At 32.6% G+C, this 25,670-nt stretch carries 25 protein-coding genes and 1 tRNA gene; 10 read left to right on the top strand and 16 right to left on the bottom strand.

The annotated features are described in order from the left end of the window. Positions 1-8 precede the first annotated feature (8 nt). The gene (locus NEF87_RS00925; protein ID WP_457918232.1) at positions 9-1,862 is read right to left on the bottom strand and encodes a hypothetical protein; all 1,854 of its coding nucleotides are present in this window, start codon (positions 1,860-1,862) and stop codon (positions 9-11) included. A gap of 262 nt (positions 1,863-2,124) precedes the next feature. On the opposite strand from NEF87_RS00925, the gene NEF87_RS00920 reads away from it, so the two are divergent. Beyond that, positions 2,125-3,207 carry a Coenzyme F420 hydrogenase/dehydrogenase, beta subunit C-terminal domain gene (locus NEF87_RS00920; protein ID WP_457918231.1) on the top strand — a complete coding sequence of 361 codons (1,083 nt, stop codon included), beginning with the start codon at positions 2,125-2,127 and terminating at the stop codon, positions 3,205-3,207. Between the two features lie 77 nt (positions 3,208-3,284). Here NEF87_RS00920 and NEF87_RS00915 read toward each other — a convergent pair whose 3' ends face one another. Beyond that, the gene (locus NEF87_RS00915; RefSeq protein ID WP_457918230.1) at positions 3,285-3,749 is read right to left on the bottom strand and encodes a hypothetical protein; all 465 of its coding nucleotides are present in this window, start codon (positions 3,747-3,749) and stop codon (positions 3,285-3,287) included. Between the two features lie 299 nt (positions 3,750-4,048). On the opposite strand from NEF87_RS00915, the gene NEF87_RS00910 reads away from it, so the two are divergent. Both NEF87_RS00910 and NEF87_RS00905 read left to right on the top strand, forming a co-directional pair. Beyond that, complete coding sequence (locus NEF87_RS00910; RefSeq protein WP_371804512.1) at positions 4,049-4,294, top strand: hypothetical protein; 246 nt, start codon at positions 4,049-4,051, stop codon at positions 4,292-4,294. A 217-nt stretch (positions 4,295-4,511) separates the two neighbouring features. Beyond that, complete coding sequence (locus tag NEF87_RS00905) at positions 4,512-4,706, top strand: 4Fe-4S dicluster domain-containing protein (protein WP_371804511.1); 195 nt, start codon at positions 4,512-4,514, stop codon at positions 4,704-4,706. A 148-nt stretch (positions 4,707-4,854) separates the two neighbouring features. Here NEF87_RS00905 and NEF87_RS00900 read toward each other — a convergent pair whose 3' ends face one another. The 10 genes from NEF87_RS00900 to NEF87_RS00855 all read right to left on the bottom strand — a co-directional run bounded on the left by NEF87_RS00900 (position 4,855) and on the right by NEF87_RS00855 (position 14,452). Then, positions 4,855-5,373 carry a DNA topology modulation protein gene (locus NEF87_RS00900; protein WP_457918229.1) on the bottom strand — a complete coding sequence of 173 codons (519 nt, stop codon included), beginning with the start codon at positions 5,371-5,373 and terminating at the stop codon, positions 4,855-4,857. Between the two features lie 125 nt (positions 5,374-5,498). Further along, entirely contained in the window at positions 5,499-6,224 is a 726-nt protein-coding gene (locus NEF87_RS00895) for a hypothetical protein (RefSeq protein ID WP_457918228.1), read from the bottom strand. A 1,029-nt stretch (positions 6,225-7,253) separates the two neighbouring features. Beyond that, positions 7,254-7,604, bottom strand: a complete 351-nt coding sequence (gene speD, locus NEF87_RS00890; protein WP_371804508.1) for an adenosylmethionine decarboxylase — start codon at positions 7,602-7,604, stop codon at positions 7,254-7,256. Positions 7,605-7,638: 34 nt separating this feature from the next. Beyond that, the gene (locus NEF87_RS00885; protein ID WP_457918227.1) at positions 7,639-9,771 is read right to left on the bottom strand and encodes a hypothetical protein; all 2,133 of its coding nucleotides are present in this window, start codon (positions 9,769-9,771) and stop codon (positions 7,639-7,641) included. 103 nt (positions 9,772-9,874) lie between these two features. Continuing rightward, entirely contained in the window at positions 9,875-10,846 is a 972-nt protein-coding gene (locus NEF87_RS00880; RefSeq protein WP_457918226.1) for a WD40 domain-containing protein, read from the bottom strand. Between the two features lie 205 nt (positions 10,847-11,051). Then, positions 11,052-11,372: a hypothetical protein gene (locus NEF87_RS00875; RefSeq protein WP_457918225.1), complete on the bottom strand. Its 321-nt coding sequence runs from the start codon at positions 11,370-11,372 to the stop codon at positions 11,052-11,054. Between the two features lie 117 nt (positions 11,373-11,489). Further along, entirely contained in the window at positions 11,490-11,915 is a 426-nt protein-coding gene (locus tag NEF87_RS00870; RefSeq protein WP_457918224.1) for a response regulator, read from the bottom strand. Between the two features lie 217 nt (positions 11,916-12,132). Continuing rightward, the gene (locus NEF87_RS00865) at positions 12,133-12,762 is read right to left on the bottom strand and encodes an alpha/beta hydrolase (RefSeq protein ID WP_457918223.1); all 630 of its coding nucleotides are present in this window, start codon (positions 12,760-12,762) and stop codon (positions 12,133-12,135) included. A 5-nt stretch (positions 12,763-12,767) separates the two neighbouring features. After that, positions 12,768-13,415, bottom strand: a complete 648-nt coding sequence (locus NEF87_RS00860) for an alpha/beta hydrolase (protein WP_371804502.1) — start codon at positions 13,413-13,415, stop codon at positions 12,768-12,770. 86 nt (positions 13,416-13,501) lie between these two features. After that, the gene (locus NEF87_RS00855) at positions 13,502-14,452 is read right to left on the bottom strand and encodes an NAD-dependent epimerase/dehydratase family protein (RefSeq protein WP_371804501.1); all 951 of its coding nucleotides are present in this window, start codon (positions 14,450-14,452) and stop codon (positions 13,502-13,504) included. A gap of 263 nt (positions 14,453-14,715) precedes the next feature. On the opposite strand from NEF87_RS00855, the gene NEF87_RS00850 reads away from it, so the two are divergent. Then, positions 14,716-15,903, top strand: a complete 1,188-nt coding sequence (locus tag NEF87_RS00850; RefSeq protein WP_457918222.1) for an aminotransferase class I/II-fold pyridoxal phosphate-dependent enzyme — start codon at positions 14,716-14,718, stop codon at positions 15,901-15,903. Between the two features lie 41 nt (positions 15,904-15,944). Here NEF87_RS00850 and sfsA read toward each other — a convergent pair whose 3' ends face one another. Continuing rightward, entirely contained in the window at positions 15,945-16,694 is a 750-nt protein-coding gene (sfsA, locus tag NEF87_RS00845; RefSeq protein ID WP_457918221.1) for a DNA/RNA nuclease SfsA, read from the bottom strand. A gap of 133 nt (positions 16,695-16,827) precedes the next feature. On the opposite strand from sfsA, the gene NEF87_RS00840 reads away from it, so the two are divergent. Further along, entirely contained in the window at positions 16,828-18,357 is a 1,530-nt protein-coding gene (locus NEF87_RS00840; protein WP_457918220.1) for a B12-binding domain-containing radical SAM protein, read from the top strand. 118 nt (positions 18,358-18,475) lie between these two features. Continuing rightward, entirely contained in the window at positions 18,476-18,673 is a 198-nt protein-coding gene (locus NEF87_RS00835; RefSeq protein WP_457918219.1) for a hypothetical protein, read from the top strand. A gap of 104 nt (positions 18,674-18,777) precedes the next feature. Here the strand turns inward: NEF87_RS00835 and NEF87_RS00830 are convergent. Then, positions 18,778-18,860, bottom strand: a tRNA-Ser gene (locus NEF87_RS00830). A gap of 246 nt (positions 18,861-19,106) precedes the next feature. Between NEF87_RS00830 and NEF87_RS00825 the strand changes: the two genes are divergently transcribed. Further along, positions 19,107-20,453 carry a hypothetical protein gene (locus tag NEF87_RS00825; RefSeq protein WP_457918218.1) on the top strand — a complete coding sequence of 449 codons (1,347 nt, stop codon included), beginning with the start codon at positions 19,107-19,109 and terminating at the stop codon, positions 20,451-20,453. On the opposite strand, the gene NEF87_RS00820 is transcribed toward NEF87_RS00825, so the two are convergent. Both NEF87_RS00820 and NEF87_RS00815 read right to left on the bottom strand, forming a co-directional pair. After that, positions 20,450-21,631, bottom strand: a complete 1,182-nt coding sequence (locus NEF87_RS00820) for a bis-aminopropyl spermidine synthase family protein (protein WP_457918217.1) — start codon at positions 21,629-21,631, stop codon at positions 20,450-20,452. The genes NEF87_RS00825 and NEF87_RS00820 overlap by 4 nt on opposite strands. Before the next feature lie 86 nt (positions 21,632-21,717). Then, positions 21,718-22,071 (bottom strand): hypothetical protein, encoded by a 354-nt coding sequence (locus NEF87_RS00815; protein ID WP_457918216.1) that lies wholly within the window; start codon positions 22,069-22,071, stop codon positions 21,718-21,720. Positions 22,072-22,393: 322 nt separating this feature from the next. On the opposite strand from NEF87_RS00815, the gene NEF87_RS00810 reads away from it, so the two are divergent. The 3 genes from NEF87_RS00810 to NEF87_RS00800 all read left to right on the top strand — a co-directional run bounded on the left by NEF87_RS00810 (position 22,394) and on the right by NEF87_RS00800 (position 25,653). Beyond that, positions 22,394-23,053 (top strand): class I SAM-dependent methyltransferase, encoded by a 660-nt coding sequence (locus NEF87_RS00810; RefSeq protein WP_371804493.1) that lies wholly within the window; start codon positions 22,394-22,396, stop codon positions 23,051-23,053. 25 nt (positions 23,054-23,078) lie between these two features. Beyond that, entirely contained in the window at positions 23,079-23,708 is a 630-nt protein-coding gene (locus NEF87_RS00805; RefSeq protein WP_457918215.1) for a class I SAM-dependent methyltransferase, read from the top strand. A gap of 94 nt (positions 23,709-23,802) precedes the next feature. Continuing rightward, a complete protein-coding gene (locus NEF87_RS00800; protein WP_457918214.1) occupies positions 23,803-25,653 on the top strand; it encodes a hybrid sensor histidine kinase/response regulator in 1,851 nt (616 codons plus the stop codon). Positions 25,654-25,670: the final 17 nt, after the last annotated feature.

Genomic DNA, 25,670 nt, shown 5'->3' with positions numbered 1-25,670 from the left:
ACATTTTTTTAAGAAAAATCGGAAAGATCTAACTCTTCTTTTTTTTTTGTTGTTTTTAGTTTTTTAATCATGAAGAAGGTAGCAACACCACCAATAATTATGAATATGATCAAGAAAATTATCCAAGTTGGAAAGCTGGTTTCCTCTTTGGCGCTTATTATTACTGTAACGGAGTTGGATAAACTTGATTCTATTCCTCCCGGATTAACGGATGCAACTCGGAAGTAATAAGTATAATTAACAGCACCTTGAAAGGTCAGTTCGGTATTTGTAAGCCCTTCCAATACTGGAATATACGAAGATGTAGCTGGAGAGGCTAAAGATGAATTAAACCCTTCTCTCCTGTGCATGTATACCGTTGAACCTACAGTGAAAAAAGGTTGAGTCCAAGATAAACGAATTGAGATATTTGTAGTAAGACTTGAAGATAACAAACGCAATGTTGGGGCTGCGGGCGGTGTATCTAGCCAATCTTTGATTTTAGATTCCAAGTATTTGAGTTCGTAACTTATGAATTTTGTTTTTACGGATGAAGTATATTCTGTCAATTCATAATTCATTAAAATATTATCAAACCCGTAGGTCGCTGCAACGTTAATTTCTCTTGAGCCAGATTTAAGGTGAAAAGAGTAATCTTGAGCATTTATTATATAATCAAAACTGTCCCAGATATTATATTCTTCTAACCAATACTTTGTGGCTTCTAATTCCTCAACTGTATCATTTATATTGAAGCGTAAAGTTGAGGGTAGAATTAGAAAATTAGTTTGATAACTTGCTAATTTAAAGGGATTCGAATGGTCTATAGTGATCAAACCAGATCCTTTTGATTCCCAAATGCTATTTTCTTCATCATAATCTTCAATCGTAGTTGTTACTATCGTTTTGCGATTCTGAGGATCAGGATCAATAGATATAATCGTATATTGTTTTAAAATAGTTTCTGGATTAGAACTTACATCATCAGAATAAGAATAAATCAATTTATCAGTGTTAATTATTTGGTCATCTGCATGAAGGGGTATATTTTGGGTCGTTGCTCCCCAAAAATTATATTGTTCTTTTTGAATGAAGGATTCAGCTTGATTTAACATGAAAAAATCTTCACTTTTATTCGAATTGGAGAGCTGGATAATTGATTCATTAGAACAAGCTAAAATTCCTCGATAGAATTCATAAGAAAAGTGACCTTCATGAGTTAAATTTGACATTTCTAAAGAAAGATGAGGATTAAAATAATCCAGCCATTCTTCTATCTCACTATCTACATTCATTGAGCTTTCAGAACTTATATTTTGACGTATCAGTTCTTTTGCAGAACTCAAATCATTTTCGCCTTGAAAATCAAAAAAGAAATATTGATGCTGTATTATGTAAGGATTTCCAATTTTGACATTATTTAGGGTTAACTCCCCAATTGTCATTTCTGAATTTACAGAAGAACCCCATTCAGTAGTGGTTGAATTTTTTATGAACAAATTTGCTTTTATATTTAGAACACCTAAAATATTAGTAATCGAAGAGATTGTATACTTATACTTTCCTTCCCATAGCGTTCCATTTTCACTTTGGATTACATCATAAATGAGAATATCATCAACCATTACAGGTGATTTTGCGGAGGGAGAATATATATTTGGTCGGGGTTTCATACCATTATCTGTATTTAATATCTGAGTCGAATAGTTATTTTCAGATGGTGATGAAGTGGAAAAAGCGATGATGGGAAAAAATATTAAGTAAATCAGAAAAATTACATTTAAATATTGCTTATTTGGAAAATTTTTGCTATTGGAAGGCATTTTTACTCGAATTTCCTTGCATTTGTTCCATAAAACCCCGATAATACAGATTTTGACCATGCTATTAAGAAAATTTAAGGAAATTCTTCCTATAAATTAAACTTCTAATAAATTTTTCAACAAAATTCATCTATTGTCAGTGAGAGTTTTTATTTAGGATGTATCGATAAAAATGTTTTTTTTCCTACAATTCCATGCCTTCCATTTTTCATTTTCGACGAAGTGGTATTATAATAGTATGATTTTCCTTCACTGGAAGAAATAGAAAGTTTCTTTAAGTTTTTGATTTTAGCTATCACATATATAGTCAGAGGTAAGAATTTTGCGCTATCAAATTACAAAAACTGATTTCCAAGAACTCTTGAAACATCTCTTGAAGAAAAATGTTGTGTCTGAAATACTTTCGGGTACAGAAAAGAAGAATCGCTATGTAGTAACTCCGGAATTTGTTTCCGACCCTGCTCAGATTGATTTATTTCCTCTTTCACAATTAATGACATACGGTTACGCCCGGACAGATTCGGCATCAAATTCCATATTGCACAGTCAAAAAGCGCTTAATACAAAGGTCGCAGTTATTGGGCGAGCATGTGATGTAAGAGCGATGGTAGAATTGGACAAGAAAAAGCAAGTCGTATGGGAAAATTTGTTTATTATTGCTTTTCATGATCTAGGATACCTTCCGAACAAATCCCTTAAAAAATTCTTTAAAAAAACTGAAATTAAAGATGCAGATATTGAATATGAACGACTTACCCCTTCCAATTTTATTTTAAAAATGAAAAATGGTAAATTTCAATCTTTTCCTTTAGGAAAAGATATTGATATTGCGGGTAATTGTTCCCGATGTATTCAAAAAGATCATGCACTGGCAGATTTCATGATCGGAACTTATTCCCTTCCTGAAAAATCGGAAGATTATATTATAACACCACAAAGTGATCGAGCAAAAAGAATGGTAGAAACTTTAGGATGGAGTAAAAAAGCGGTTGACGAAAAAATTAGTGCAGATTATGACAAGGTTGCACAAGAAGTTATTTCCAAGTGCACAACCAAAAGAGAAAAAGATCTTTCTGCTTTCCTTGCTAATGAAGAGCGATTTTCCCTTTTAACAAAATGTACTGCCTGTGGAATGTGTGTAAAGTCTTGCCCCGTCTGTTTCTGCAAAGTTTGTAACCTCACAACCCAAGTTAAAGCTAAAACCATGGATAAGATGACTTTTCTTACTACCAGATTTACCCATGTTGGGGATACTTGTGTAGAATGTGGGCGATGCACTACTAATTGTCCAATGAATATTCCATTAGACCTCGTGTTTCAATCCCTTCGAGATTCTTTCAAGAAAGACAGAAAATACGAATCTGGGTCTCAACGTAAAGATAGTGTAATGCACCTTGACGTTTAAATTCAATATTTTTTTTATTTAAGCTTTTTTCCTATTCTCTTTTTATCTTAATGATTTCTAATAAAATGTAATTAAGCTTAAAACATCCCATATCTCTTGAAAAAATCGTTGAGAAATGCGGTCACTGCCTCAATCTGAGTTAATTTTATATGCACTTTCTTTCCATCTTGAGACAATTGAAAATTCTCATGCAATAATGTAAAATATTTCTTAATTTCTTGAAAGAAATTATCAAATTCACAGTGGAAAGGTTCCATTGTTAAATTAATACCTTTTGCAGGAACGATTATTTTAGATAGTCCCCCTAAAGTAGACAAAATTTTAGTTTTCATGGATATATCTCTAATTGGTGGTTGATCATTAAAATCAAGAAAGGTTGTATAATCTGAATATACCAAAACTAAACCATTTTCCAAAATTTCATAATGAACTTGATTATTTGATTTTTTTTTTCCCGAAAAAGTTTGATATGTTAAAAATTTCGAGAAATAATTTAAAACTGGAGAATTGTCAACTGAAATTTGGATTAAGAAATGTTTCATCTGTAATACTAAAAAGATAGTTTGATAACATTAAATTGTTAATACCAGATGGCTTCTTTTTCTAATCGATACAAATTGATTTATGTTAAATCTAATATATATAAGAAAAATGGAATATGGAAGGATTCTATAATGTCCCAGTAAAGGATTGGAAATTTTTTAATTTTCTACCTATATGACGGATTTTTTCTAATCTCATTAAAATTTTTTTGGTGAGATTTCAGAAAAAGATTTACCATAAAGTAACTCCAAAATCAGAATATCGAAAACTTTTTTTTTTTTGGAAATTTTCAATTAATATGGCCAAGAAAAAAATTGAGATCGAAGAAGAAGAAGAAGATGGTCCCGAATTTATCGAAGAAGACCTTGATGAATTAGATGATGAAATGCTTGCTGATGAAAAAGATGTAGTACCTCGCCAAGAAGATGCCATTGTTCAAATGCTTCGAGATGTAGACTGTGCAATGTGTGAAGGCAGTTCTACTAAAGAAAAATGTAAAATTCGAGATATGCATGGATGTCCTCCTAAGAAGGCATTATTATAATTCTCCAGAAATACGACGGTATTTACTGAATTTTTTTCCTAACTATTTTTCTTCATTTTTTGTGTTTAATTTTAAAATTAGCTTTGCGAATAGAATGCTAACTTCCGCGGAAAGAATATTCAAAATTTGCCAGATAAAGTTTTTAATGAAATCGCACCTAATAAAGTCATATTGGTTTGGTGTTTAAAGAACCAATTAATTCCGAGGTAGAAAAACCATGGGAGATTTTAAAATAATAATCGATTTTGGCAAATGTACCGGTTGTGGCGAATGTGTTGATGTATGCCCTTCAGAATGTTATGATGCACCGGTAGACGGTAAAACTGTTGTTGCTCGTGAAGATGATTGTGTTGGATGTCAAGCATGTGTGTCTGGATGTCCTGAAGAAGCAATTACAATTGAAGACGCATAATCTTTTGATCGTATTTAATTGAATAATTTTTTAGATTTTTTCCTTAGAGTTTACAATATTCAAAGAAGTTAGAACATGAAATATCATGATTCTATAATCTTTTAAACAGATTGAAGTGATAATCTTTACAAATTTAATGATCTCTGTCTCAAAAAAAGAGATTCAAAATTTTTTCTTGAATGTTTAGTAATTGCTTTTTCTTGGTAATATGAAAAATAATGTGATTTTTTGTACACTGCTCCAATAATTGCATCGTTTTTGGTTTAGAGCGTTTGGGATAATTCCATACCCATTTAAGAAATTCCAAGTCAAGTTTTTCATTACATTGGTCATTTATATCCGGTCGAGACTTGTTATTGTACTGAAATCGTCGCTTAATTACACGCCAGAGACAAAAAAAACGAGGAAAATCTAAATAAATTATAATATTTGCACGACGCATTCGAATTTCCATTGTGCTTGAATAATTTCCATCGATTATCCAAGATTCTTTTTGGATAATAGTTGATATATATTGCTGCCAATCTTCAGGTGATATCTTTACCCAATTTGGTTTCCAAAATACTTTATCTAAGTGATAGACCGGTAAATTCAATGTTGTTCCCAAATTAGAAGCCAGAGTTGATTTTCCTGATCCTGCACAACCGATGATCATTATCCGTTTCATAAAAATACTCCCAAGAAGCCCTTATTGCAGTAGTTTTTTCAAAAAAACTCTCCAAATCAAAATAAAAAAGCATCTATGAAAGAATTTACGGAATATGTCATTTTCTTTAAAAAAAAATAGAGAGGTTAACCCAAAATTTTTTGACACGTTTTTGATCTTGAAAAATGTAATTCTAATAATTTGCTTCTACCAAAATTAGCTCCGCAATTTGGACAATGATAGCGATCATTTTTACGAAAATCTTGCATTTTATTGTCCCTTTCTGGATTTGGCCTTTTAGCTTTAAATGGATTTAAATCTGACTTAAGAATCGGAGGTAATGAATTTGAAAACTCCAGTGATTTGAGATCAAACTCATTATTGAAAATTATTTTCCGATTTTTTCTTAAACCTAGCATATGTTCATTCAATTTTTTTGCATAAGGTCTATTTGTATAGATGTTAAGAGAAGTTATTCTAGAAATATCAGCTTTTATCCATATTCTATAATTATTGTATTGATTTAGTATCTGATTCAAAGCTTGATTTATGCCTGATGATTCTACTAAAACAATCGGAAATTTTTCCATTTTAACAAAAGCAAGAAATTTCTCAAAATTTATTTGTAATGCGCTTTGAAACTGGGAATATTTTTCTGGTTGTTTATGTAAATCTTCGGGTGAAAATCCAAAATCTTCATAAATTTTTTTGATATCAAAGGTTGGGACATTGGAAAAGAATTTCTTTATAAAAAAGGTTTTTCCTGAACCAACAAGACCAATTACATGGAGAATTGGAAGATCAAAAGAACGTTTAGCATATCCATAATTTGGAGAATTCCAAGTCTGAAAATATTGAGTGTCCCTTATCATATTCAATAAATAGAACATAAATATAAAAGATGGAATAGTTGTTTGATTTTTTAATTTATTTAAAGAATAAGAATAGTAAGAATAAATGAAAATTTAAACTATGAGTAGTGTATAATATCTAAATTTGTATACCAGATATGTTTATGTGCAGTTTTTTAAAAAAACTAGGCAATGGTGCGTAAATCGGTTGTGTAACTGTAGGCTAAGCGATAATTGTTATTTTTTATGTTATTTTTTTTCATTGTTTGATTTCTCCCTATGTGATTTTAAAAAAAACTATGCAATGGTGCGTAAATCGGTTGTGTAACTGTAGGCTAAGCGATAATTGTTATTTTTTATGTTATTTTTTTTCATTGTTTGATTTCTCCCTATGTGATTTTAAAAAAAACTATGCAATGGTGCGTAAATCGGTTGTGTAACTGTAGGCTAAGCGATAATTGTTATTTTTTATGTTATTTTTTTTCATTATTTGATTTCTCCCTATGTGATTTTAAAAAAAACTATGCAATGGTGCGTAAATCGGTTATGTAACTGTAGGCTAAGCGATAATTGTTATTTTTTATGTTATTTTTTTTCATTGTTTGATTTCTCCCTATGTGATTTTAAAAAAAACTATGCAATGGTGCGTAAATCAATTGTGTAATTGTAGGCTAAGCGATAATTGTTATTTTTCATGTTATTTTTTTTCATTGTTTGATTTCTCCTTATGTGATTTTAAAAAAAATTATGCAATGGTACGTAAATCAGTTGTGTAATTGTAGGCTAAGCGATAATTGTTATTTTTTATGTTTTTTTTTTTCATTTTTTTTCACCATAAGTATTGAAAATAATAATTTTTTCAATACGTTCGATTCTAATATTAATAAGCGAACGTAGATATTTAAATGTTTGTAGAAAAAATATAACACAAAAGTCATCTTAACTAAATTTTCTTAAATAATATTAAGTTCAAATAGAATTGCATTTATTGTAACTATTGTTAAAATTGTTGATCAAATAGGAAGTATTGGAGAAAATTGAAGTAGAAATTTAAATTTCGATTCCACGTTTGATTTCTAAAATAGATGATTTAGGTGATTCTAACTCTTTTTTCAATTTCTGATAGACATGCTGAATTTTAAGATCTGGATTACAAGTAAAAAGATCAACCGCCGCATAATTATGTTCAGGCCATGTATGAATCGAAAAATGAGATTCAGAAATCAAAACCACTCCACTTACACCATGTGGTGAGAATTCATGAAATACATGTCCGATTTCGGTAGCACCACTTTCTTTTACGGACTCCCGAAGAAGATTTTCAAGAAAATTGGAGTTTTTCAAAAGATTATGATCACACTCATAAAGTTCAATTAAATAATGAAACCCTAAGGCATGCATAAATGAATTAAAAAACGGTGCAATTTACACTTTTTTATTTTGGTTTTGGGTATAAATCAAAAGTAAGAGGGCTCTTCTCAATATTTTCATCAAGCACTCGTAATCCGTTTACATAAAATCGCACATCAAGGGTACATTGACCATATTTTGGTGGTACCTTCCAATGAAAATTACTATGAAATGATTCCAAATCTTTTATTTTGAAGGTGTGAATCGGTTTTATATCTATATTTTCAAAATTTTGAACCACTTCACAAATTGCATGCTTTAATTTATCCCGTGTACGAATCCGAGTGTCAATCCCAATTGTAATTATATCATTAAAGTATACACCATCAGCATGGATTGCTGCCCGAATTTTTGCAATAAAATGAGGTGAATTATTAATTCTTGGATTTATTTGTTTGGACATGCCCTCAAGTAAAATTTTTCCTCTTTTTGTCTTAAATTTGGAGCGAACAATCACCCACATCTTTTTTCCTCCGAGATCTTCAGTAAGAGTTATATCCTCTGAGATTTTATCATAATTATTCGGACGGATTCGGAATTTTCGAGAGAAACATTTGACACTTTCCGATAAAACTGTGAAAAAAGTAAATGTTGCTTTTCCTTTTACTTTATAAGGTGTTTTGTTGATTAAATCGGCCACCATATAAGCAGTCTCTCCAATTTTTATATCACGTTTGTATCCAATGTGTTCATACCGTAACCCCATTAGTGAAGATTTTCCATTGATCAACAAATTTTTTGAAAAAAGAGTCTTCTGTGATTCTACATCCATGATAGAAACATTAAATTTCAATTTTTCTTTCTCATCTGTAAATTCAGGAATATTAAACGAAAATGGAATTATTTGTGAATCATTACCCTTATGGGAAGAATCTCCAAGTTCCAATTCATAGGTATTTTCTTCTAAATTCAAATTTTGAGATGATAAAGAAACTTGCATTTCTACCGTTCTAGCCCGAGGAATAGGTTTATATGTGTATTTAAGCCAGAAGATCAGAGGATTTTTGGGAATAATGACGTTTGAAACAATATCAATGGATTGAATTTTAATATTTTTTTCAGCTTTGATATCATCGACTTTTATTTCTTCCCCATCGTAGCTAGCAATTAATTTCCGATGTGAAAATAATTCAATCCTAAAATTAAAGAAGGGAGTTGGAGGAATAATTTTAGAAAATTTAGTGGAAATTGATAGCTTTAAATTACGTTTAAAGGATTTTAAACCAATTTTGAGAAGAAAAACTTCTTCAGAAGAATTTACCATGTATATTTTATATAAGATACGATCCGTATCTTGAAGATAACCGTTGTTAGCTATGATGAACTTAGCTTTAATAGTATCAGTAAAATTTATTTTATCATTTTTTAATTCCGTTGCAAATGTAAATCCGGAAATTTTGGGTTCAGGCTTCCTTGAACTCTGGATTTTTTGAGGTTTTGGTTGATATTGTGGATTTGATAATGGAGAAGGGAGAGATTTTCTTTTTTTATTCGATCTATGGCTTAATATTTCTGTTTGGACTGTTTTTTCATAAGTAATCTCTTTAAGAATCTGGTCTTTGGCAGCATGTTTTTTCTTTCTTGGTTTATTCACTTTAACTGATTTCGGAGCTTTTTCCTTCTTAGGTTTTTCCTTCTTAGGTTTTTCCTTCTTAGGTTTTTCCTTCTTAGGTTTTTCCTTCTTAGGTTTTTCTTTCTTAGGTTTTTCCTTCTTAGATATTTCTTTCTTAGCTTTTTCTTTCTTAGGTTTTTCTTTCTTAGGTTGTTCTTTCTTAGGTTTTTCCTTCTTAGGTTTTTCTTTCTTAGGTTTATCTTTCTTAGGTTTATCTTTCTTAGGTTTTTCTTTCTTAGGTTGTTCTTTCTTAGGTTGTTCTTTCTTAGATTTTCTTTTTTGAGAATTTTGGAATCCTGATGAAGATTTATTAGTCTTTTCCTTTTTTTTTTTATTTACTTTCGTATCGATTGGTTTATTTCTTGAAGGTTCGGAAGACAGAATTTTTTGCCGATTTTTTTTATTTCTTTTATCATCTCGGGCCATTTCTTTCCGTAATCGAGCTTCGCTTTTTTCCAAGCTCTTCCGACGCCTTTCTTCGTCTTTTAAACGTTTAGCTTCTTGTTTTAAAAAGTATTTTGATTTTCTATTTTCTTCGGAAGCCATACAAATCAGGATTTAATTGTGAATATCTTAAATAGGTAATAAAAAGTTAAAAACAAAATATAATATTTTGGGGAAAGAGCGATTTTGGCATATAAAAAAAAAACTAGTAAAACTTGAAGGTACAGATATCACCTTCAACATTACCCATAACTAATAATTCCCCATATCGTTCCATAACAAACGAATTTGGAATTTCATGCATAATCTTTACACATTTGTATGTTTTCGAATCCCACAAGCGCAATGTATTATCTTCAGAACCAGATACAATAAAATCCCCTTTTTGAGAAAAAGCAAAAGAATGCACTTCATCTGAATGCCCTAACAAATAACTTAATAATTCATTAGTTTGGAGATCAAATAAACTTAGTTTACAATCATTCCCGCAAGAACATAATATATCTTCATTGGGGGATAATTTTATCATGTTTATTCCAGAATTATGGGCTTTGAATGAATGAATTTCTTCCAACGTGCTCACATCGATAACGCTAATTCTTTTTTTATCTGTAATTGCATAAATCTTCTTGAGATCGTTTGTTAATACGGCTCTTCCATCGTTTGCAGTTTTAAGTTGAAAAGTTTTATTAATCTTCCATGTTTTCGTATTGATTAAATGAAAAGTCCAGTTTGCTAAAAGTACAAAAAGCAAGGTGTTGTCTTTAATAAAATTCATTGAAGAAATTTTGTCATTCAAGATTAATTCTGATTCTTTCTTCCACAATTGGGTATTATAAACAAGAATATCTCCATTTTCATATCCAATAACGAGTTTGGAGCCATTTTTTGTAAAAAGGATATTTGCTGGAGATAGTATATTACCTTTTTTGAATTTGTCTCCACTAGGATCAACTATAACTTTTAAATCAGGGTTTAAAGATATTTCTTCATCAGTAATCGGAATTTTTTCTCGATGGATAATTTTTTTAAACAATTTCATGTATGGATAGCGATATACCAGAACTGGTTCTTGAAAGGCTCCAATAGCAATGAATTTCTTACGTGGTTCAAAGGTAATTGAAGTTATTTCCGAAGCTGTAACTTCTTTTAGTATTCTATCTTTAAGTAATCTCATTGTCTAATAACCATAAACTTTTGTAGAGGTATAGGATTTAAAACGTTAAGCCTCATAAAAAGCTTTTAGATTTTGAGCGAGTTTTTTTTACTTGTTTCATATTTCAATATCTTATTTAAATGGAAAGCACATTTTAGAACATAAAAAATAAAATATAAGGGGAAAAAAAAACCAAAATGCCGATCGTTAATTTTTGTTAAGAGACTTAATGATCCTCTATAATTTTCTTATGATCTATTCGAACCATAGAACTACGAGTCCGGCGTAAATATTTTAATAAATCTTTTTGTAACTTCTGAGCATCAGCATTTGATTGAACTGAAATTTGAGGTATATTGGAAGTTGTTTCACTTCTTGAAGTAAAATGCGTCGAAGGCTTTGAAATTTGATAATGTTTATCGAATACAGTTTCTAAATGCTCTAATAAGCCAAAAATCTCTGAAAGCACATTAATGTTATTTTTTTGAAAATCTTTAGGTAGATTTTGTAATAATTTAATAATTTTATGTATTGAATTCTCTTCCATTATTACATATCCTTAAGGAATTCCATATATAAAAGTGATTTTGATTCAAAATTAGATGAATACAAGAATAAAAGGAAGGACCACAAATTTCCCTTTTTTCCATGGAAAATATAGAATCTAAGATACTTGCATTATTTCTTCAATAACTTCTCTTAATTCACTAAAATTATAGGGTTTGGGAAGAGCTGCTCTAAACCCGTAATTTTGATAATTAGACATTATAGGATTTTTTGAATATCCACTAGACACAATGGCTCTAACTTTAGGGTCAAATTCAAAAATGTGCTGAAAGGCTTCTTCACCTCCCATATCGCCGGGTATTATTAAATCCAATATCACAACATCAAATCCCTCAGCTAAAGATTTAGCTTTTTTATATTCATCCATTGCTTGCTTACCTTGAAAAGTGCACACAACGTCAAATTTCAGCCGAAGAAGTAACTTTGAGAGCATTTTACATATTGCTGGATCATCATCCAACACTAGTGCGCGTGCATGGTGAGAAGAATCTTTTATCATTTCATCATTTTTGATTTGAATCATTTTATTTCCATTAAATCCATATTAAGATATAACTAAGGTCTTCATTTGAAGTCTTTATGTTAGTTAATACAGCTTAATTTTCTCTTAGTTAAATAATAATATTTCTGTAATTATTCTAAGTTTGTCTTGGAATATTGGTATCTATAAGACAAAAATTGCATCTATTTCTTGTCTAATAAAATTGAATTTCATGGATTTGTATATTATTTTTTAGATTTTATAGCAAATTGATCCACCATTCAATTTTTTTAATGACAAGTTCTTCTTTCCCATTCCAAAAGTGATTTATCCCTTCCAGAATCTCTTGATTTTTTGGGATTGGATATTTTTCGTACTCTCGTTTAAAGCTGGCAATAGATGTAAAATCATCTTGATCTCCCATAATAAATAATTTGGGTTTATTTGAATAAGAACTTGTGATAAAATCAGGAATAAAGGTAAACGGATATGATATTGCCACAAATCCACATATTTCTGAAATTTCATCTACAATAGATGAACCAATTGCTGCCCCAAAGGAATAACCAATAATAATTATTTTTTCCAGTTGCGGTTTGTTTTTCAAAAAGAAGTTACACACATCTTTCACATCTTGTCTTTCACCGACACCATTGGAATAAGATCCTGAGGATGCTCCCACACCACGGAAGTTGAACCGAACACACGGATATCCTAAAGAAGAAAAATGATGAAAAATTTTCCCAGTTACATTATTTGTCATCGTTCCACCAAACTGAGGATGCGGATGACATAGAACCAAACCCAGTTTGAAATGTTCGATGCTATCGGAAATTTGTGCTTCCAGTACTCCAACACTATTGGGGATCATAATTTTTTTATTGTGCATGATTCTCACTTAATAAAATGTAAATTTTTAACCCAGGAAAAAATAAAAGTGGCCAAATTTTCTTCAAATGTTTTCCATGAATGTCTTGCTCCGGGAAATACTTTTTTTTCTTTAGGTTCCTGAAGATCGGCATAAGCAGACTCCAATGCAGAAATGCTAATTACTTTATCAGCATCCCCCCATAAAAACAATTTAGGTCTTGATACGGAAGCGTTTTTAATATAAATGGGATTAATTGGAAAAGGATAAGAAATTGCGACATAACCGATTATATCTTGAAATTCAGAAACGATTGAAGATCCAATGGCGGCCCCAAAAGAATATCCCATTAAAACGATTTTTGGCGGGACATTTGGAGTAGACAGATAGTGGGTGCAAACTGTTCGTACATCCATCCGTTCTCCAATTCCCCGTCCATATTGTCCATCCGAATTTCCCTTTCCTCGATAATTGAATCGAATTGTGGGATAACCTGCTTCAATAAAGGGTGACATTATGATAGAAATTAACTCCATATCCATCGTACCTGAATATATAGGGTGCGGGCAACAAAAAATAATTCCAAACTTTTTTGAATTATTCCCTTTAGAAAATTTTGCCTCAAGATTGCCTATAGGTGAAGGGATCCGAATTATTTCTTCAAAATTAGTCATCTATGATAATTTAAACAAACAAAATTAAAAAAGAAAAGGAATTGGAATTTAATTTCTTATACCTTTTTCTAAAAAAAACGAGCTTTTTAAGCATTTAACTTAGCACGCAATTTGTCAATCATATCCTTTACCATAGAAGCAAGATCATAATCGGGACTCCAGCCCCATTCTGCTCGAGCACACGAATCATCAATAGTACGAGGCCATGTATCAGCAATTGCTTGTCGAAAATCAGGTCGATATTCGATTTCAAATTCTGGGATATGTTTTTTAATTTCAGCAGCAAGTTCTCCTGCAGAAAAACTCATTCCTGTTAAATTAAAGATGTGATGCTTCAAATGGGAGTTATCCGCTTCTAATAAATCAACCATACATTTAATACAATCGGGTTGGTATAACATTGGTAATACGGTATCTTCACTAACAAAGCATGTATATCGCTTATTTTTAATAGCTTCATAAAATATTTCAACGGCATAATCTGTAGTTCCCCCTCCTGGTAAGGTTTCACTACTGATTATTCCAGGTAATCGCATTGATCGTGTATCTAATCCATATTTATTGAAATAATATTCTGCTAACAATTCACCAGCAACCTTGGTGACTCCGTACATAGTTGAAGGTTGGAGTATCGTGTCGTTAGGTGTATTATCTCTTGGGGTAGTTGGACCAAAAGCGGCAATTGAACTTGGCCAAATGATATTTTTTATGCCATTTTCCCGCCCAAGTTCTAATACATTAATCAACCCATTCATGTTTAAATTCCATGCTGCTTGAGGCATTTTTTCTCCTGTTGCAGATAACAATGATGCCATGTGATAAATCGTATCAATTTGATAATCCTTCAAAACTTGACGGATTGCATCTCGATCCAAAGCATCAATATTAATAAAAGGTCCAGAACCCAATTCGCTTTCGATTTCGGGATTTCTTCGATCAGAAGCGATAACATTATCATTTCCATATTTTTTACGAAGAGCAGGTACTAATTCGCTCCCAATTTGTCCTAAACTTCCAATAACAAGAATTTTTCGCATTATTTTTCAGCTACTATAAATGATTCAATTGAAGATATTTCTTAATTCTAGGGTATCAAATATTCACACTTCATATAAATGTTAGGTAAATTCAACACAGTCATAATTTTTACTGAATTTTCATCCCATTTTATTGGGGTTGAAGGCGAATTATATTCAAATCTGAATTGGGAAAAATTATAATCTAACTCTTCTTAATTTTTTCATGAAGATTAGCTGTAAATCATTTTCAAGATTTATAAAAAACATTCATTGGTGTTAAAATGACAAGAAATCCCACAAATTTTCTCGGAACCGAAGTTAAGAATCTCTATGACAATAATCTTAACTGGGTTATTCGCCATTTAGAAGAAGGATCTAAACCACACTCAACTGTAGATGGAAAAAAAGTCCTCATGCTAAACACAAATAATTATTTAGGATTAGCAACTCACCCTAAAGTGGTTCAAGCTGCTCGAGATGCCTTAGATAAATATGGTTTGGGGGCAGGCGCAGTGCCAACAATTGCTGGAACTTTTGATTTAACAAAGAAATTCCAAGAACATTTCGCTAAATTTAAAGGAGTTGAAGCCTCCTTGTTATGTCAAACTGGATTTGCTGTGAATCAAGGAGTAATTCCACAATTAGTTGGAAAGGAAGATTATGTTATATCGGATGCTCTCAATCATGGATCTATCATTGATGGGGTTCGCTTAACCAAAGCAAAACGAGGTGTTTACAAACATAATGATGCCTCCGATTTGGAAAGCGTTTTAAAAGAAGCCGATGCCGCAGGAGCAAGAAGAATTTTAGTGATTACAGATGGAGTCTTTTCCATGGATGGAGATATGGCCCCCCTTGATGAAATAACTAAAGTTTGTGAACCTTATGGCGCTATGATCTATGTAGACGATTGCCATGGGGAAGGAATGTTAGGCAAAGGACGAGGAATAGTTGCTCATTTTGGATTACAAGGCAAAGTTCATGTTGAAGGAGGATCCTTAAGCAAAGGTTTCGGGTGTTTCGGAGGAACTGTCGCTGGTTCTAAAGATTTATGTGAGTTTGTCACCAATAAAAGTCGATCCTATTTGTTAAGTACTGCCCATCCTCCAAGTGTTGTTGCAGCCGCCGATGCCGCAATCTCTGTGGTTGAAAATGAACCAGAAATTGTTGAACGGTTATGGGAAAATACAACCTATTTTAGAGAAAAAGTCCAAGCCCTAGGCTTTAATACGGGTAATTCCTGCACACCGATCATACCTCTAATAGTAGGAGATCCGGGTAAATCCCAGCAATTAGCCGATATATTATTCCGTGAAGAAAATATCTATGGTACTCCAATTGTCTTCCCAATGGTTGCCCGTGAATTATCACGTATCCGAGTTCAAATGAATGCTGCCTTAACTCGAGAAGATTTGGACCAAGCCTTAGCCTCCATTGAAAAAGTTGGCAAAAAATTAAGCATTATCTAAATTGACTTGGTAATAAAACACATTTTTTTCCATTTTTCTATCTAAAAATCATCATAAGGTTGCAAATTGATTGGAATTTCTTCACCCAAACAAGCTAAATGTCCACTTTCAGCATACTTTATTAAAAAGCCAAGCATTCTTATTCCTTTAGCCGCCCCCGCTCGCAATAAATGTGCAACTTTTGGATCGATTTTATCAAAAGGCCGAATTTCTGTGATATCCGTTCTTTGGGCGAGAAAAATGATATAGGCTTCCTTTGAAGAATCCTTCTCTATTACCTCACATAATTCAGTAATATGCTTTTGAGCTCGAATACTAGGCGCATCCGGAAAATATCCAATTCCTTCATGCACAAAATTCGTTGCTTTTACTTCAATGTAAAGAGAATTATCTAACAAAAAATCAATTCGTGATTTTCTTAATTTTCCATAGGTTTGTTCAGGTTTTATGAGTTTTGCATGCTTGAACTGGTCAATTACTCGATTTTGCAATGCTTCTTTAATAATCTTATTGGGAAGCTGAGAATCAATTAATATTAATGAATTGGGATGAATCACATAAAGTAAAGAAAATGCAATTTTACGTTTGGGAGATTTACGATTCTCTACCAGTATTTCAGCTCCAGGGTTTAGAAAATTTTCCATTCTACCTGGGTTAAGTATATGGCATTTATGTAATTGCCCATTCATCTTAAAATAACCCACAAATCGATTTTCGCGATATTCAAAGATACCATGTTCCAAATGTTTAGCAACCCGGACCATTACACTAATATCAAAGATCTTCTTCATTATGAAGTTGACTGCTTTGATGTGGGAAAATCTAAAAATAACAATGTAGATTTAACAAAAGGTTTAAATATCTATGTTGATCTAACAACTACATACTTCTTGTGCAAACAAACAAGTATCCTATGTGATCTTTATGTCAATTAAAAAAATTATCTTTTTAGAACCAAAAACTGAGAATTTACACATTTATTCCAAATTTGAACTTCCTCGATTAGGTTCGGTGTTATTGGCTACAATAATGAAGCAAGAAGGCTATTTGGTTGAAGCTTATTTTTTAAAAACCGACGAAATCATTGAGAGAAATCTTGACGCAGATTTAATTGCCATTTCTTCAATCACTCCCACCATTACTTATGCCTTTAGATTAGCCGATTATTTTCGGGAAAAAGGGATACCCGTAGTTCTTGGAGGTCCACACGTAACCGCCCTTCCTAATGAAGCTTTGGATCATTGCGATTTTGTTATTCGAGGTGAAGGCGAAATTCCCTTACCGAAACTTGTTTCTGAATTAAATAATAATATGCACCTTGAGGAAGTTCCCTCCCTTTCTTGGATAAATAAGGGCGAAATTACTCATAATGATTTATGTCGGCCCATCGAGAATTTAGATAGTCTTCCTTTTCCCGATTTTTCTTTACTTGATAATGGAGGTAAAGCATACAATGGTATTACACGAAAAATGACCATTCCAATCCAAGCGAGTCGAGGATGCCCTTTCAATTGTAAATTTTGTTCAGTTACCTCAATGTTTGGAAAAAAATTCCGATTTAGATCCGTTGAAAGTATAATAAGTGAAATGAAACGCTATAATCCTAAAAAAGATATTTTGTTTTTCTACGATGACAATTTTTCTGCCAACAAAACCCGTACAAAACAATTGTTGAGAGCTATGATTTCTCACCAGAAGGAATTTGGAGGATTATTTCAATGGGTAACACAAGTAAGGATTGATATCGCTAAAGATTCCGAACTAATGGATCTCCTGAAAGAATCAGGTTGTATGGTACTTTTCATAGGAATTGAATCAGTCAACCCTGAAGCTTTGAAAGAAATGAAGAAAGCACAATCCATTCAAGATATTCAATTTGGCATTAAAGAAATTCGAAAACGTGGAATTCACATTCATGGTATGTTTGTGTTTGGGTTCGATAGTGATAATATCGCAACAACACAAAGCACCGTGGATTTTGCGATAAAATCTAAAATTGGCAGCGCTCAGTTTTTAATTTTAACTCCCTTACCAGGTACAGGATTTTTTAAACAAATGATTGAAGAGAATAGATTGTTAGAGCAGAATTGGGAGAAATACGATACCCACCATGTTAATTTCATTCCTAAGCAGTTTTCACTCTGGGACTTACAACAAACCCAAATAATGGCTCATGACCAATTTTATAAATTTGGTAACGTTTTTCGTAGATTCATTAGAGGAAATCTAATCAGTTTATTTATTGGTCTGTATGCCCATAAATTGAACAAGAAATGGGTGAAAGGCCAACAAAAATATCTCGATAGAATTAAAAAGCTTTTTATTAGAAAAAAGAAACATTTCGCAATTCCTCCAATTAATGACGAGTTAAACGAAGAAATAATAATACTTCAGTCACCAAAACAGACTAATTCCGATGAAAAGGAATCAAACATCGATGAATTATATCATTGAAACAGATTCAAGAAGAACTCGAGCACCCTTTTTTTATCCCCTATTTTTAAGAAAAGAAGATAACTTCCTTCTTCTAAATAGAGCAATAACACCAAACTTAACTTTGAAGATTTCCGATATGGCAAATATCAACATCGAATTTGCAAGATATATTCCTATTAATGGGGTCCTTTACCAATTGTATTCCATTTTAATAGATCTTCATTTTATTGATCATTATTTGGAGAATGAATTGGATAACCTTTTCCTTATGTATGAAACTTTGCCATTTCAATATCCAGATCATAAAAAATCGGTTAATATTTTAGTTTCTTGAATTTTTGAGGGTGTGATTTATATCCCTTCCTTTCCCCCTTAATGAATTCCATTCTATATTAAAGAAAAGGGAAAAATAACTATCAATCTAAGGGTAATAATAAGCGCACGTGAGGGGACTTGAACCCATGAACCTGTGAGGGCACCGGATTTCGAATCCGGCTCCGTAACCGCTTGGATACACGTGCAAAGTTGGAACAAAAATCTAAGTTTTAAAATGCAAAATCGCTAAAAAAATTACCGATTGTTGAAACCCAATTCCTAATTTTCTAATTTAGGACCAAACGGTATTCCTAAAAGAAATTTCCTACCTCTATTAACTCATACTAAATGGATTTTGTCGGGAAAAACCCCATTTTTGGATTATGTGATTAAAAAACAAAGATAGCAAATAACAAAATAAATAAAGGAATTAATACCTATTTTTATTTATCTTGTCTAGTAAAAAGCCCCTAATTCGTAATATTCCGACTTATACACAACACCCGAATGGTTGTGGACTTTCGGCTTTACTTATGTTACTTGATTTACCCCAAAATAAGGAAATTGAAGACTTTTTACAAAAAACATGGAATAAAGTCAAGTTAATTTTTCTTAAAACAAAATTTGAACAAAAAGAATTGCAATATGCTATTGCTCTTCAATATTTATTATTAAAAGCTGTAGGATATTCATCAAAGGAAGGCAAAGATCAGATATATTCCTTTTTCAGTGATCGCTTAAACTATACTTATGAAGATATCCGAGTAATGAACTCTTTTAATCAAGAACAATTTCATAAAGCCATGTTAGATCAAGGAAAATTAAAAGAAGGCTATTTATATTTAAATTACACTCAAGATCGCGACTATATTACCCCAATTATGTTGATGGAAAATATTCATACCATGAAAACGGATCTGGAATTAAAAATTTTAGCCGAAATTTTCAACTATGAATTTTTGTATCAAGATAGCGAGGATATGACCGGTGCGATTTATTTTACCCAAAAAGAACTAAAAAAAAAAATCTCTCAAAATACAAAAGTCAAATGGAATAAGCTGGAACAATTTGCTAATAATCCGGATTATATTATAATATATGGACAATATTACCATTGGTTATCAATTCGTGGAATTTACCGAACATCGCAGTTAGCTGACAAAGAGCGAATAAAACAACTCGAAACCCAGAATGGGTCAAACATTGAAGAATCTTCAACGGAAAAATCGGAAAGTACGAAAAGCACATTGGAAGTGATTCAAGATATCTTTGAAGATGATTTTTTTGATATGAAAGAGTGGAATTACAAAAAAATGATGATAGATTTAAATGATCCGGCCCTCAATGAACGAGTTATATTGGATTTTCAAAGTTTAAGTGAATCGGATCGATTTTATATATTCAAAAAACGTGCAAACTCGAATTTTCAGATTTTTGAGACATTTCTTAATCATTTAGCTCATGATATCAAGCATGAAATCGCCTTGTGGAAAGATTATGTAGAGAACAAAGGAAAGAAAACCTCGCGCAATATTAAACGAAGTCAAAATGAAACTTCAGAAGATATTACAAAAGATACTTCAGCTGCGAATTCAGACGATTCCGAAGCAAAAATACTCCATTTGGAACAAACGATCAATTATATTGATAAAAAGGAACGACATGAACAAAGCAAGATTGCGGCTGCAGGTCAAATCAAACTTTCATCTAAAAAAGACGCTCCAAAATTTAAAGTAAATAGTAAAAGTAAAAAATCGAACGAGCCGCCCATGTTTTGGGATATGATGGATGATGATTAGGCATCTTCTTTATGATCTAAATTAAAGGGACCATCTGCATTACAATGAGGACATTTTTGAGCTTTCAATTCTTCAACCGTCTTTATTTGCTCTGTTTCACCAATCGGAATTAATTTTCCACAATTATTGCAGAAGTAATACCGAATATTGGGTTTGATTTCTCCAGTGTATATTTTCTCTTGAAATTCTTCTTTCGGAGAGATTAAGGGAGAACTCTTGCTGGTTGTAACCAATCGTATCATTTGAGTAGTATTTCCTAAAATTCCCGCCCCTTCATAATAATTAAAGCGAGGGATCATTTCGATCACTGCTAATCCAAGTTTACAAAACAATGCATGCATCGCCAGTGTATCTTCCGCTGCGCGATGAGCAAAAGACAAATAAATTTCACCGCCTGGAATTGTTCGTAATAATGATATTGCGCGTGAAAGCACTAAACGTAACCCACTTAATGAATAGGGGGGATCCACCATAATGGTATCAAATCGGTGGATCAGTCCTTTTGGGACAGGATGACGGTAATCCCACAGTTCAAATCCAATTTTCATTGATTTATTGGGAATATTTGCTTGAATTCCAGACAACATCCGCTGATCAATATCCACAACCATTATTTCGGTTGGAATCATCTTTTGGTCTTCAGGGATAATACCTTCATATAAATTTACCACGGATAGAGAAGTGAAATCATCATCGCCCAAGAAACACAGCGATTTTCCTTCCAAGGCACCCTTTTGATATAGATAAAGGGCCCGAAGTACATCTGTCTCGGCATCTGCAAAAGCTTGATCGAGGGTTGTATCTACTTTTGGTCGCGAGTCTAAAATCAAGTCCATCTTATCAAGTAAATCATCCCAGCGAGGTGAAATATATACTGGAGTATCTCCACATTCTTCACAATTGCTGATTCCAATTCCATAAAAGTGTAATTCTGCTTCAACAAATTGCATTCCTTTGTCTGTATAAAGAATTCCTTCGGGAATACGCCCCAACAGTTCTTTTTCGATAAGAAAATTGACAATTTTTGATAAAAGCGAAATTGGGAGGAGTGTTTTAAAAGCCAAGTCTTGCAATGAAATATGTCCTGCACGATAAATTTCCCGTAAAATGCTCCGATGTCCTTCAATACCTTCTTTTATGGTAATTTTGCTTTGAAGTTCTTCTAAAAAATTTGCCATTGTTTTTTATTCCTATGATTATTGTTTATAATAGAATGAAGAAAAATATAATAACAATCTAACGATGTGTCAGAAAAAAAAAAAGTTTACTGTACGGGATTAAATACTTTCAATCGGGAAGAAGAAGCAATTCGTTCAATTAATCCTTCATCTTCCATGGTTAAAAGTAGTTTTTTCATCGCAGAAACACGAACATCATGTCGTGCAGCTAAATCATTTGCGGTAATGGCTTTCATCTTCACAATATCTTGTCTGAGTTTATTTTCTAATGCACGAGGTACATAAGGATCTCTTTGTTTTAATTCGATGTTTGCCACTTTACCATATTTTTTTGCCATCTTTTTGACTTTGGTGAGCACTTCCGTCTTATCGAGACGTTCATCTTCGATTTCAGGTGCTTTTACAACTTCTTCTTTGACAGCTTTTCCTTTCTTTGCCATAAAATTTCACATTGAATGTAATGAATATTATATTCTTATGGTCAAAAAATACGACATCAATAAAAAATTTTATTATAAAAGAACACCGTGAGCCGATTTAAATCCAGAAGATTTTTATCTTCAAATTTTGCGATCTTCCTTTCCCCCCTTACATCACAAAGAATATTGGGAAGCTTTCATTTCTTTACATATAATAAAAATCTTTGAAGGAAGGAAAACTAAAGATTTTTCATATAAATACAAACGGGTATTGGAGCTTTATGTCGATTATTTAGTTCAAAATACCGAGTTGCATTAAGATAATTTCACAAGTCGAGTAAATATGTCCAAAAAAAAGCAAGAACGGAAGAAGCAAGCTTTTGAGTTCTTTATCAAACATCAGCGCCCAGAAGAACAAGCGCGTGATCCTTTGGTGTTTTATACCCAGAAAGAAGTCACCGAATATGCGCGTTCCAAAGCATTAATGCGTATTCAAGAAGGAATCACCAAAAGAGCCTTGCGGATTTTGGAAGCCGAACCTCCTGCACGAGTTTTAGATTTAGGAATGGGGTGTGGATTTGCCTCGACATATTTACGTTTGAAACATTATCAGACCGTGGGTATTGATATTAATCGTATGTTTCTCAATTTCTACGATATTCCCGAAATTAATCCAGTCCACGCAGATATGCGCCAATTTGCATTTCGTCCCGAAATGTTCGATTTCATCATATCCATATCCGCTGTTCAATGGGTGTTGGCAGAACCAAAATTAAAGAAAAGGACCCAATATATCAAAAATATTGCAGAGATTTGTAATTTTGTCCTAAAACCTGGGGGTAAAATTATCATGCAGTTTTATCCTAAATCCGATGAGGCCATGAAAGAATTTGGAGGGATCATTGCCGATACGGATCATTTCTCCGGCAATTTCATCATCGATAATCCCGATATTCCCAAAAAGCGTAGGATTTTTCTCTATTTAGAAAAACCTATACATTAATTGTTCCAAGTTATGGTAGATCAAATTGTCACCTCGCAAAAATAATCGCCCCGATCTTGATGAATATTTTGGATTAGAAGCAGAGGCCTATGGAACATCCCAATGGATGGCGCGAAATCAAATTCATACTACCGAAACCGCCTTGAACATGTTGGAAGATGAGCAAATCGGCGGTATCATAACAAATCCAAAACACGAATTACTCTTTTTGGACATTGGGTGTGGTACCGGCTATTCCAGCCACACGATTCTTGCTCAAGGCTCTCGAGTCATAGGTGTGGACTTTTCCCATGACATGTTAGATGAATGCCCCACAGATCCCAATTTGCATTTGATTAATGCTGATATGCGATTTATTCCACTTCGCACCAATCAAGTAGATCATGTTATTTCCATCTCGGCTTTTAATTTTGCTGCGGCCCATGCTAAAACCCGAAAACAGATGGAACAACAAATTGGAAAAGCATTTCAATGTATCCAAAAAATTCTTAAAAATCACGGACATATTGTTATTGAATTTTATCCAACGAAACTAGAAGAAGAAGTATTTCTATCCACTTTGAGGCGTTATCCTTTCATTGGTGGGATGTATATAATGTTTCCCAATACCAAAAAGGAAAAAAAATTTCTAATGTTGCAACTGAAGAAGAAATGAAAAAAAAAACCTATTCTCCTAAGATTTTCATTCATTAAGTACTTAGGTACATATAAATTAGGTAAATAGATTAGCTTTTTTATGTGATTCACAAATGGATTATAACACCCTTCCAGTTCCATACCAATCTTTAGACAAAAATGGGAATATTATCATAGTAAATGATGCATGGTTAGAACTTTTTGGATATGATCATGAAGAAATTATCGGAACATGGTTTGGGGATTTAGTACATGAAGATTATCTCGAAAATTTCAAGTTAAATTTTCCAAGGTTTCAAAAAGAAGGAAAAATCGCTGGAATTATATTTAAAATGAGGCAGAAATCCGGAAACTTCATTGAAATAAGCTATAATGGTAAAATTCTTTATGACACAAATCATAATTTCATCAGATCCAGCTGTATTATTGATCCGAAGATCAAATCAACACGAAATCCGAGAAATCCAAATCTGGATACTCAAATCAATCAAATTTTAAATTCTCTGCCTTTAGGAATCCGTATTGTTGATAGATATTTTTCTGTCCGATATGTGAACTCGATTTTTTTAAACATCATGGGATGTGATTCTGAGGAGGTGCAGCAGTTTACACAAAAAAAATGCTATATTGATTTTCCAACGATGATCTGTCACACAAACAAATGTGTCTTGCGGAGAATTTTTGCAGGGGAAAAAATACAAGGAATAGAAATTAAGTTAAAAACCAAATCATCCATTGATAAAACCGTTATAAAAAATGCTACCCCTTATTTTGATTCAAATGGAGATATGGTGGGAATTATAGAAGTTGTGACCGACATTTCTCTACGTAAAAGCTTAGAACAGGATCAAAGCATCACTCAAAGAATGGAGACAATCGGATTACTGGCAGGTGGAATCGCCCATGATTTTAATAATATTTTGACATCTATTTTGGGACTCAATTCCCTTCTTGCGATGGAACTCGAAGAACATGAAGATTTGCAAGAACTTTGTCAAGAAATGGATCTTGCTGGAAATAAAGCAAAAAAACTTGCGAATCAGCTTCTCACCTTCGCCAAAGGAGGTGCCCCCATCAAAAAAGTTCTTGATTTGGCATCCACAATTTCATTTACCTCCGAATTAGTGTTTAAGGGAACTAATTGCACATATCAGTCTTCCATCGATCCGGATTTATTACCAATTTATGGGGATGAAGCCCAAATTCATCAAGTTCTTCAGAATCTTTTGCTAAATGCAGTTCAGGCGATGTCTGACGGAGGAGTTGTAAAAATTACTGCCAAAAATGTCCATTTTGATGATTTAAATTCCATTAAGGTCCCTCCAGGCCAATACATTTACCTAAGTATTGAAGATACTGGGGTAGGAATCCACAAGGAAAATGCATCCAAAATTTTTGACCCGTATTTTACCACAAAACCTCATGGTACTGGTTTAGGGCTTACCACATCCTATTCTATCATTAAAAAGCACCGAGGATTGCTATTTCATGACGATACATATACATTAGGTGCAAAATTTGTCATTATTCTTCCCGTTTCTAAAGAAATTGTTTCTGAAACGCATGTAAAAACCAATTTCTCATTCCATGAGTTAGGAAAACACATTTTAATTTTGGAGGATCAGTCTATGATTCAACATGTGTTATTGAAAATTCTGAATAAGCTTGGATGTACGGCTGATTTTACCCAGATTGATGAGGATTTGTTGCAAAAATATGATCAAAGTTTGTTGTCTCATCATCGCTATGATTGTGCCATATTGGATCTTATCATCCCAGGAAAACGAGGCGGAAAATATGTTGCAACCCAACTTTTAAAGATCGATCCAAAAGTAAAAATTATCATCTCTAGCGGTTATTCAGATGACCCCTTTATGGCGAATTACCAAAAACATGGCATATTTGCTATTATTCCCAAACCTTATACCATTCAAAACGTATATCGAGTTCTTTCAACTTTATAAGCGAGACTAAAGGTTTG

Origin of the sequence: Candidatus Lokiarchaeum ossiferum (genome assembly GCA_025839675.1) — an archaeon.
GTDB classification, from domain to species: Archaea; Asgardarchaeota; Lokiarchaeia; order Sigyniarchaeales; family Promethearchaeaceae; genus Lokiarchaeum; species Lokiarchaeum ossiferum.
This window is presented reverse-complemented; position numbering and strand designations above follow the sequence as displayed.

Bases quoted from the DNA above. Each gene is read 5' to 3' on its own strand.
- NEF87_RS00855 (WP_371804501.1), bottom strand. From the start codon at position 14,452: ATGCGAAAAATTCTTGTTATTGGAAGTTTAGGACAAATTGGGAGCGAA.
- NEF87_RS00925 (WP_457918232.1), bottom strand. From the start codon at position 1,862: ATGGTCAAAATCTGTATTATCGGGGTTTTATGGAACAAATGCAAGGAA.
- NEF87_RS00910 (WP_371804512.1), top strand. From the start codon at position 4,049: ATGGCCAAGAAAAAAATTGAGATCGAAGAAGAAGAAGAAGATGGTCCC.
- NEF87_RS00865 (WP_457918223.1), bottom strand. From the start codon at position 12,762: ATGCACAATAAAAAAATTATGATCCCCAATAGTGTTGGAGTACTGGAA.
- NEF87_RS00835 (WP_457918219.1), top strand. From the start codon at position 18,476: ATGGCAAATATCAACATCGAATTTGCAAGATATATTCCTATTAATGGG.
- NEF87_RS00870 (WP_457918224.1), bottom strand. From the start codon at position 11,915: ATGATTCAAATCAAAAATGATGAAATGATAAAAGATTCTTCTCACCAT.
- NEF87_RS00840 (WP_457918220.1), top strand. From the start codon at position 16,828: ATGTCAATTAAAAAAATTATCTTTTTAGAACCAAAAACTGAGAATTTA.
- NEF87_RS00880 (WP_457918226.1), bottom strand. From the start codon at position 10,846: ATGAGATTACTTAAAGATAGAATACTAAAAGAAGTTACAGCTTCGGAA.
- NEF87_RS00895 (WP_457918228.1), bottom strand. From the start codon at position 6,224: ATGATAAGGGACACTCAATATTTTCAGACTTGGAATTCTCCAAATTAT.
- NEF87_RS00800 (WP_457918214.1), top strand. From the start codon at position 23,803: ATGGATTATAACACCCTTCCAGTTCCATACCAATCTTTAGACAAAAAT.
- NEF87_RS00815 (WP_457918216.1), bottom strand. From the start codon at position 22,071: ATGGCAAAGAAAGGAAAAGCTGTCAAAGAAGAAGTTGTAAAAGCACCT.
- NEF87_RS00860 (WP_371804502.1), bottom strand. From the start codon at position 13,415: ATGACTAATTTTGAAGAAATAATTCGGATCCCTTCACCTATAGGCAAT.
- NEF87_RS00885 (WP_457918227.1), bottom strand. From the start codon at position 9,771: ATGGCTTCCGAAGAAAATAGAAAATCAAAATACTTTTTAAAACAAGAA.
- NEF87_RS00915 (WP_457918230.1), bottom strand. From the start codon at position 3,749: ATGAAACATTTCTTAATCCAAATTTCAGTTGACAATTCTCCAGTTTTA.
- NEF87_RS00810 (WP_371804493.1), top strand. From the start codon at position 22,394: ATGTCCAAAAAAAAGCAAGAACGGAAGAAGCAAGCTTTTGAGTTCTTT.
- NEF87_RS00905 (WP_371804511.1), top strand. From the start codon at position 4,512: ATGGGAGATTTTAAAATAATAATCGATTTTGGCAAATGTACCGGTTGT.
- NEF87_RS00900 (WP_457918229.1), bottom strand. From the start codon at position 5,373: ATGAAACGGATAATGATCATCGGTTGTGCAGGATCAGGAAAATCAACT.
- NEF87_RS00875 (WP_457918225.1), bottom strand. From the start codon at position 11,372: ATGGAAGAGAATTCAATACATAAAATTATTAAATTATTACAAAATCTA.
- NEF87_RS00820 (WP_457918217.1), bottom strand. From the start codon at position 21,631: ATGGCAAATTTTTTAGAAGAACTTCAAAGCAAAATTACCATAAAAGAA.
- NEF87_RS00850 (WP_457918222.1), top strand. From the start codon at position 14,716: ATGACAAGAAATCCCACAAATTTTCTCGGAACCGAAGTTAAGAATCTC.
- speD (WP_371804508.1), bottom strand. From the start codon at position 7,604: ATGCATGCCTTAGGGTTTCATTATTTAATTGAACTTTATGAGTGTGAT.
- sfsA (WP_457918221.1), bottom strand. From the start codon at position 16,694: ATGAAGAAGATCTTTGATATTAGTGTAATGGTCCGGGTTGCTAAACAT.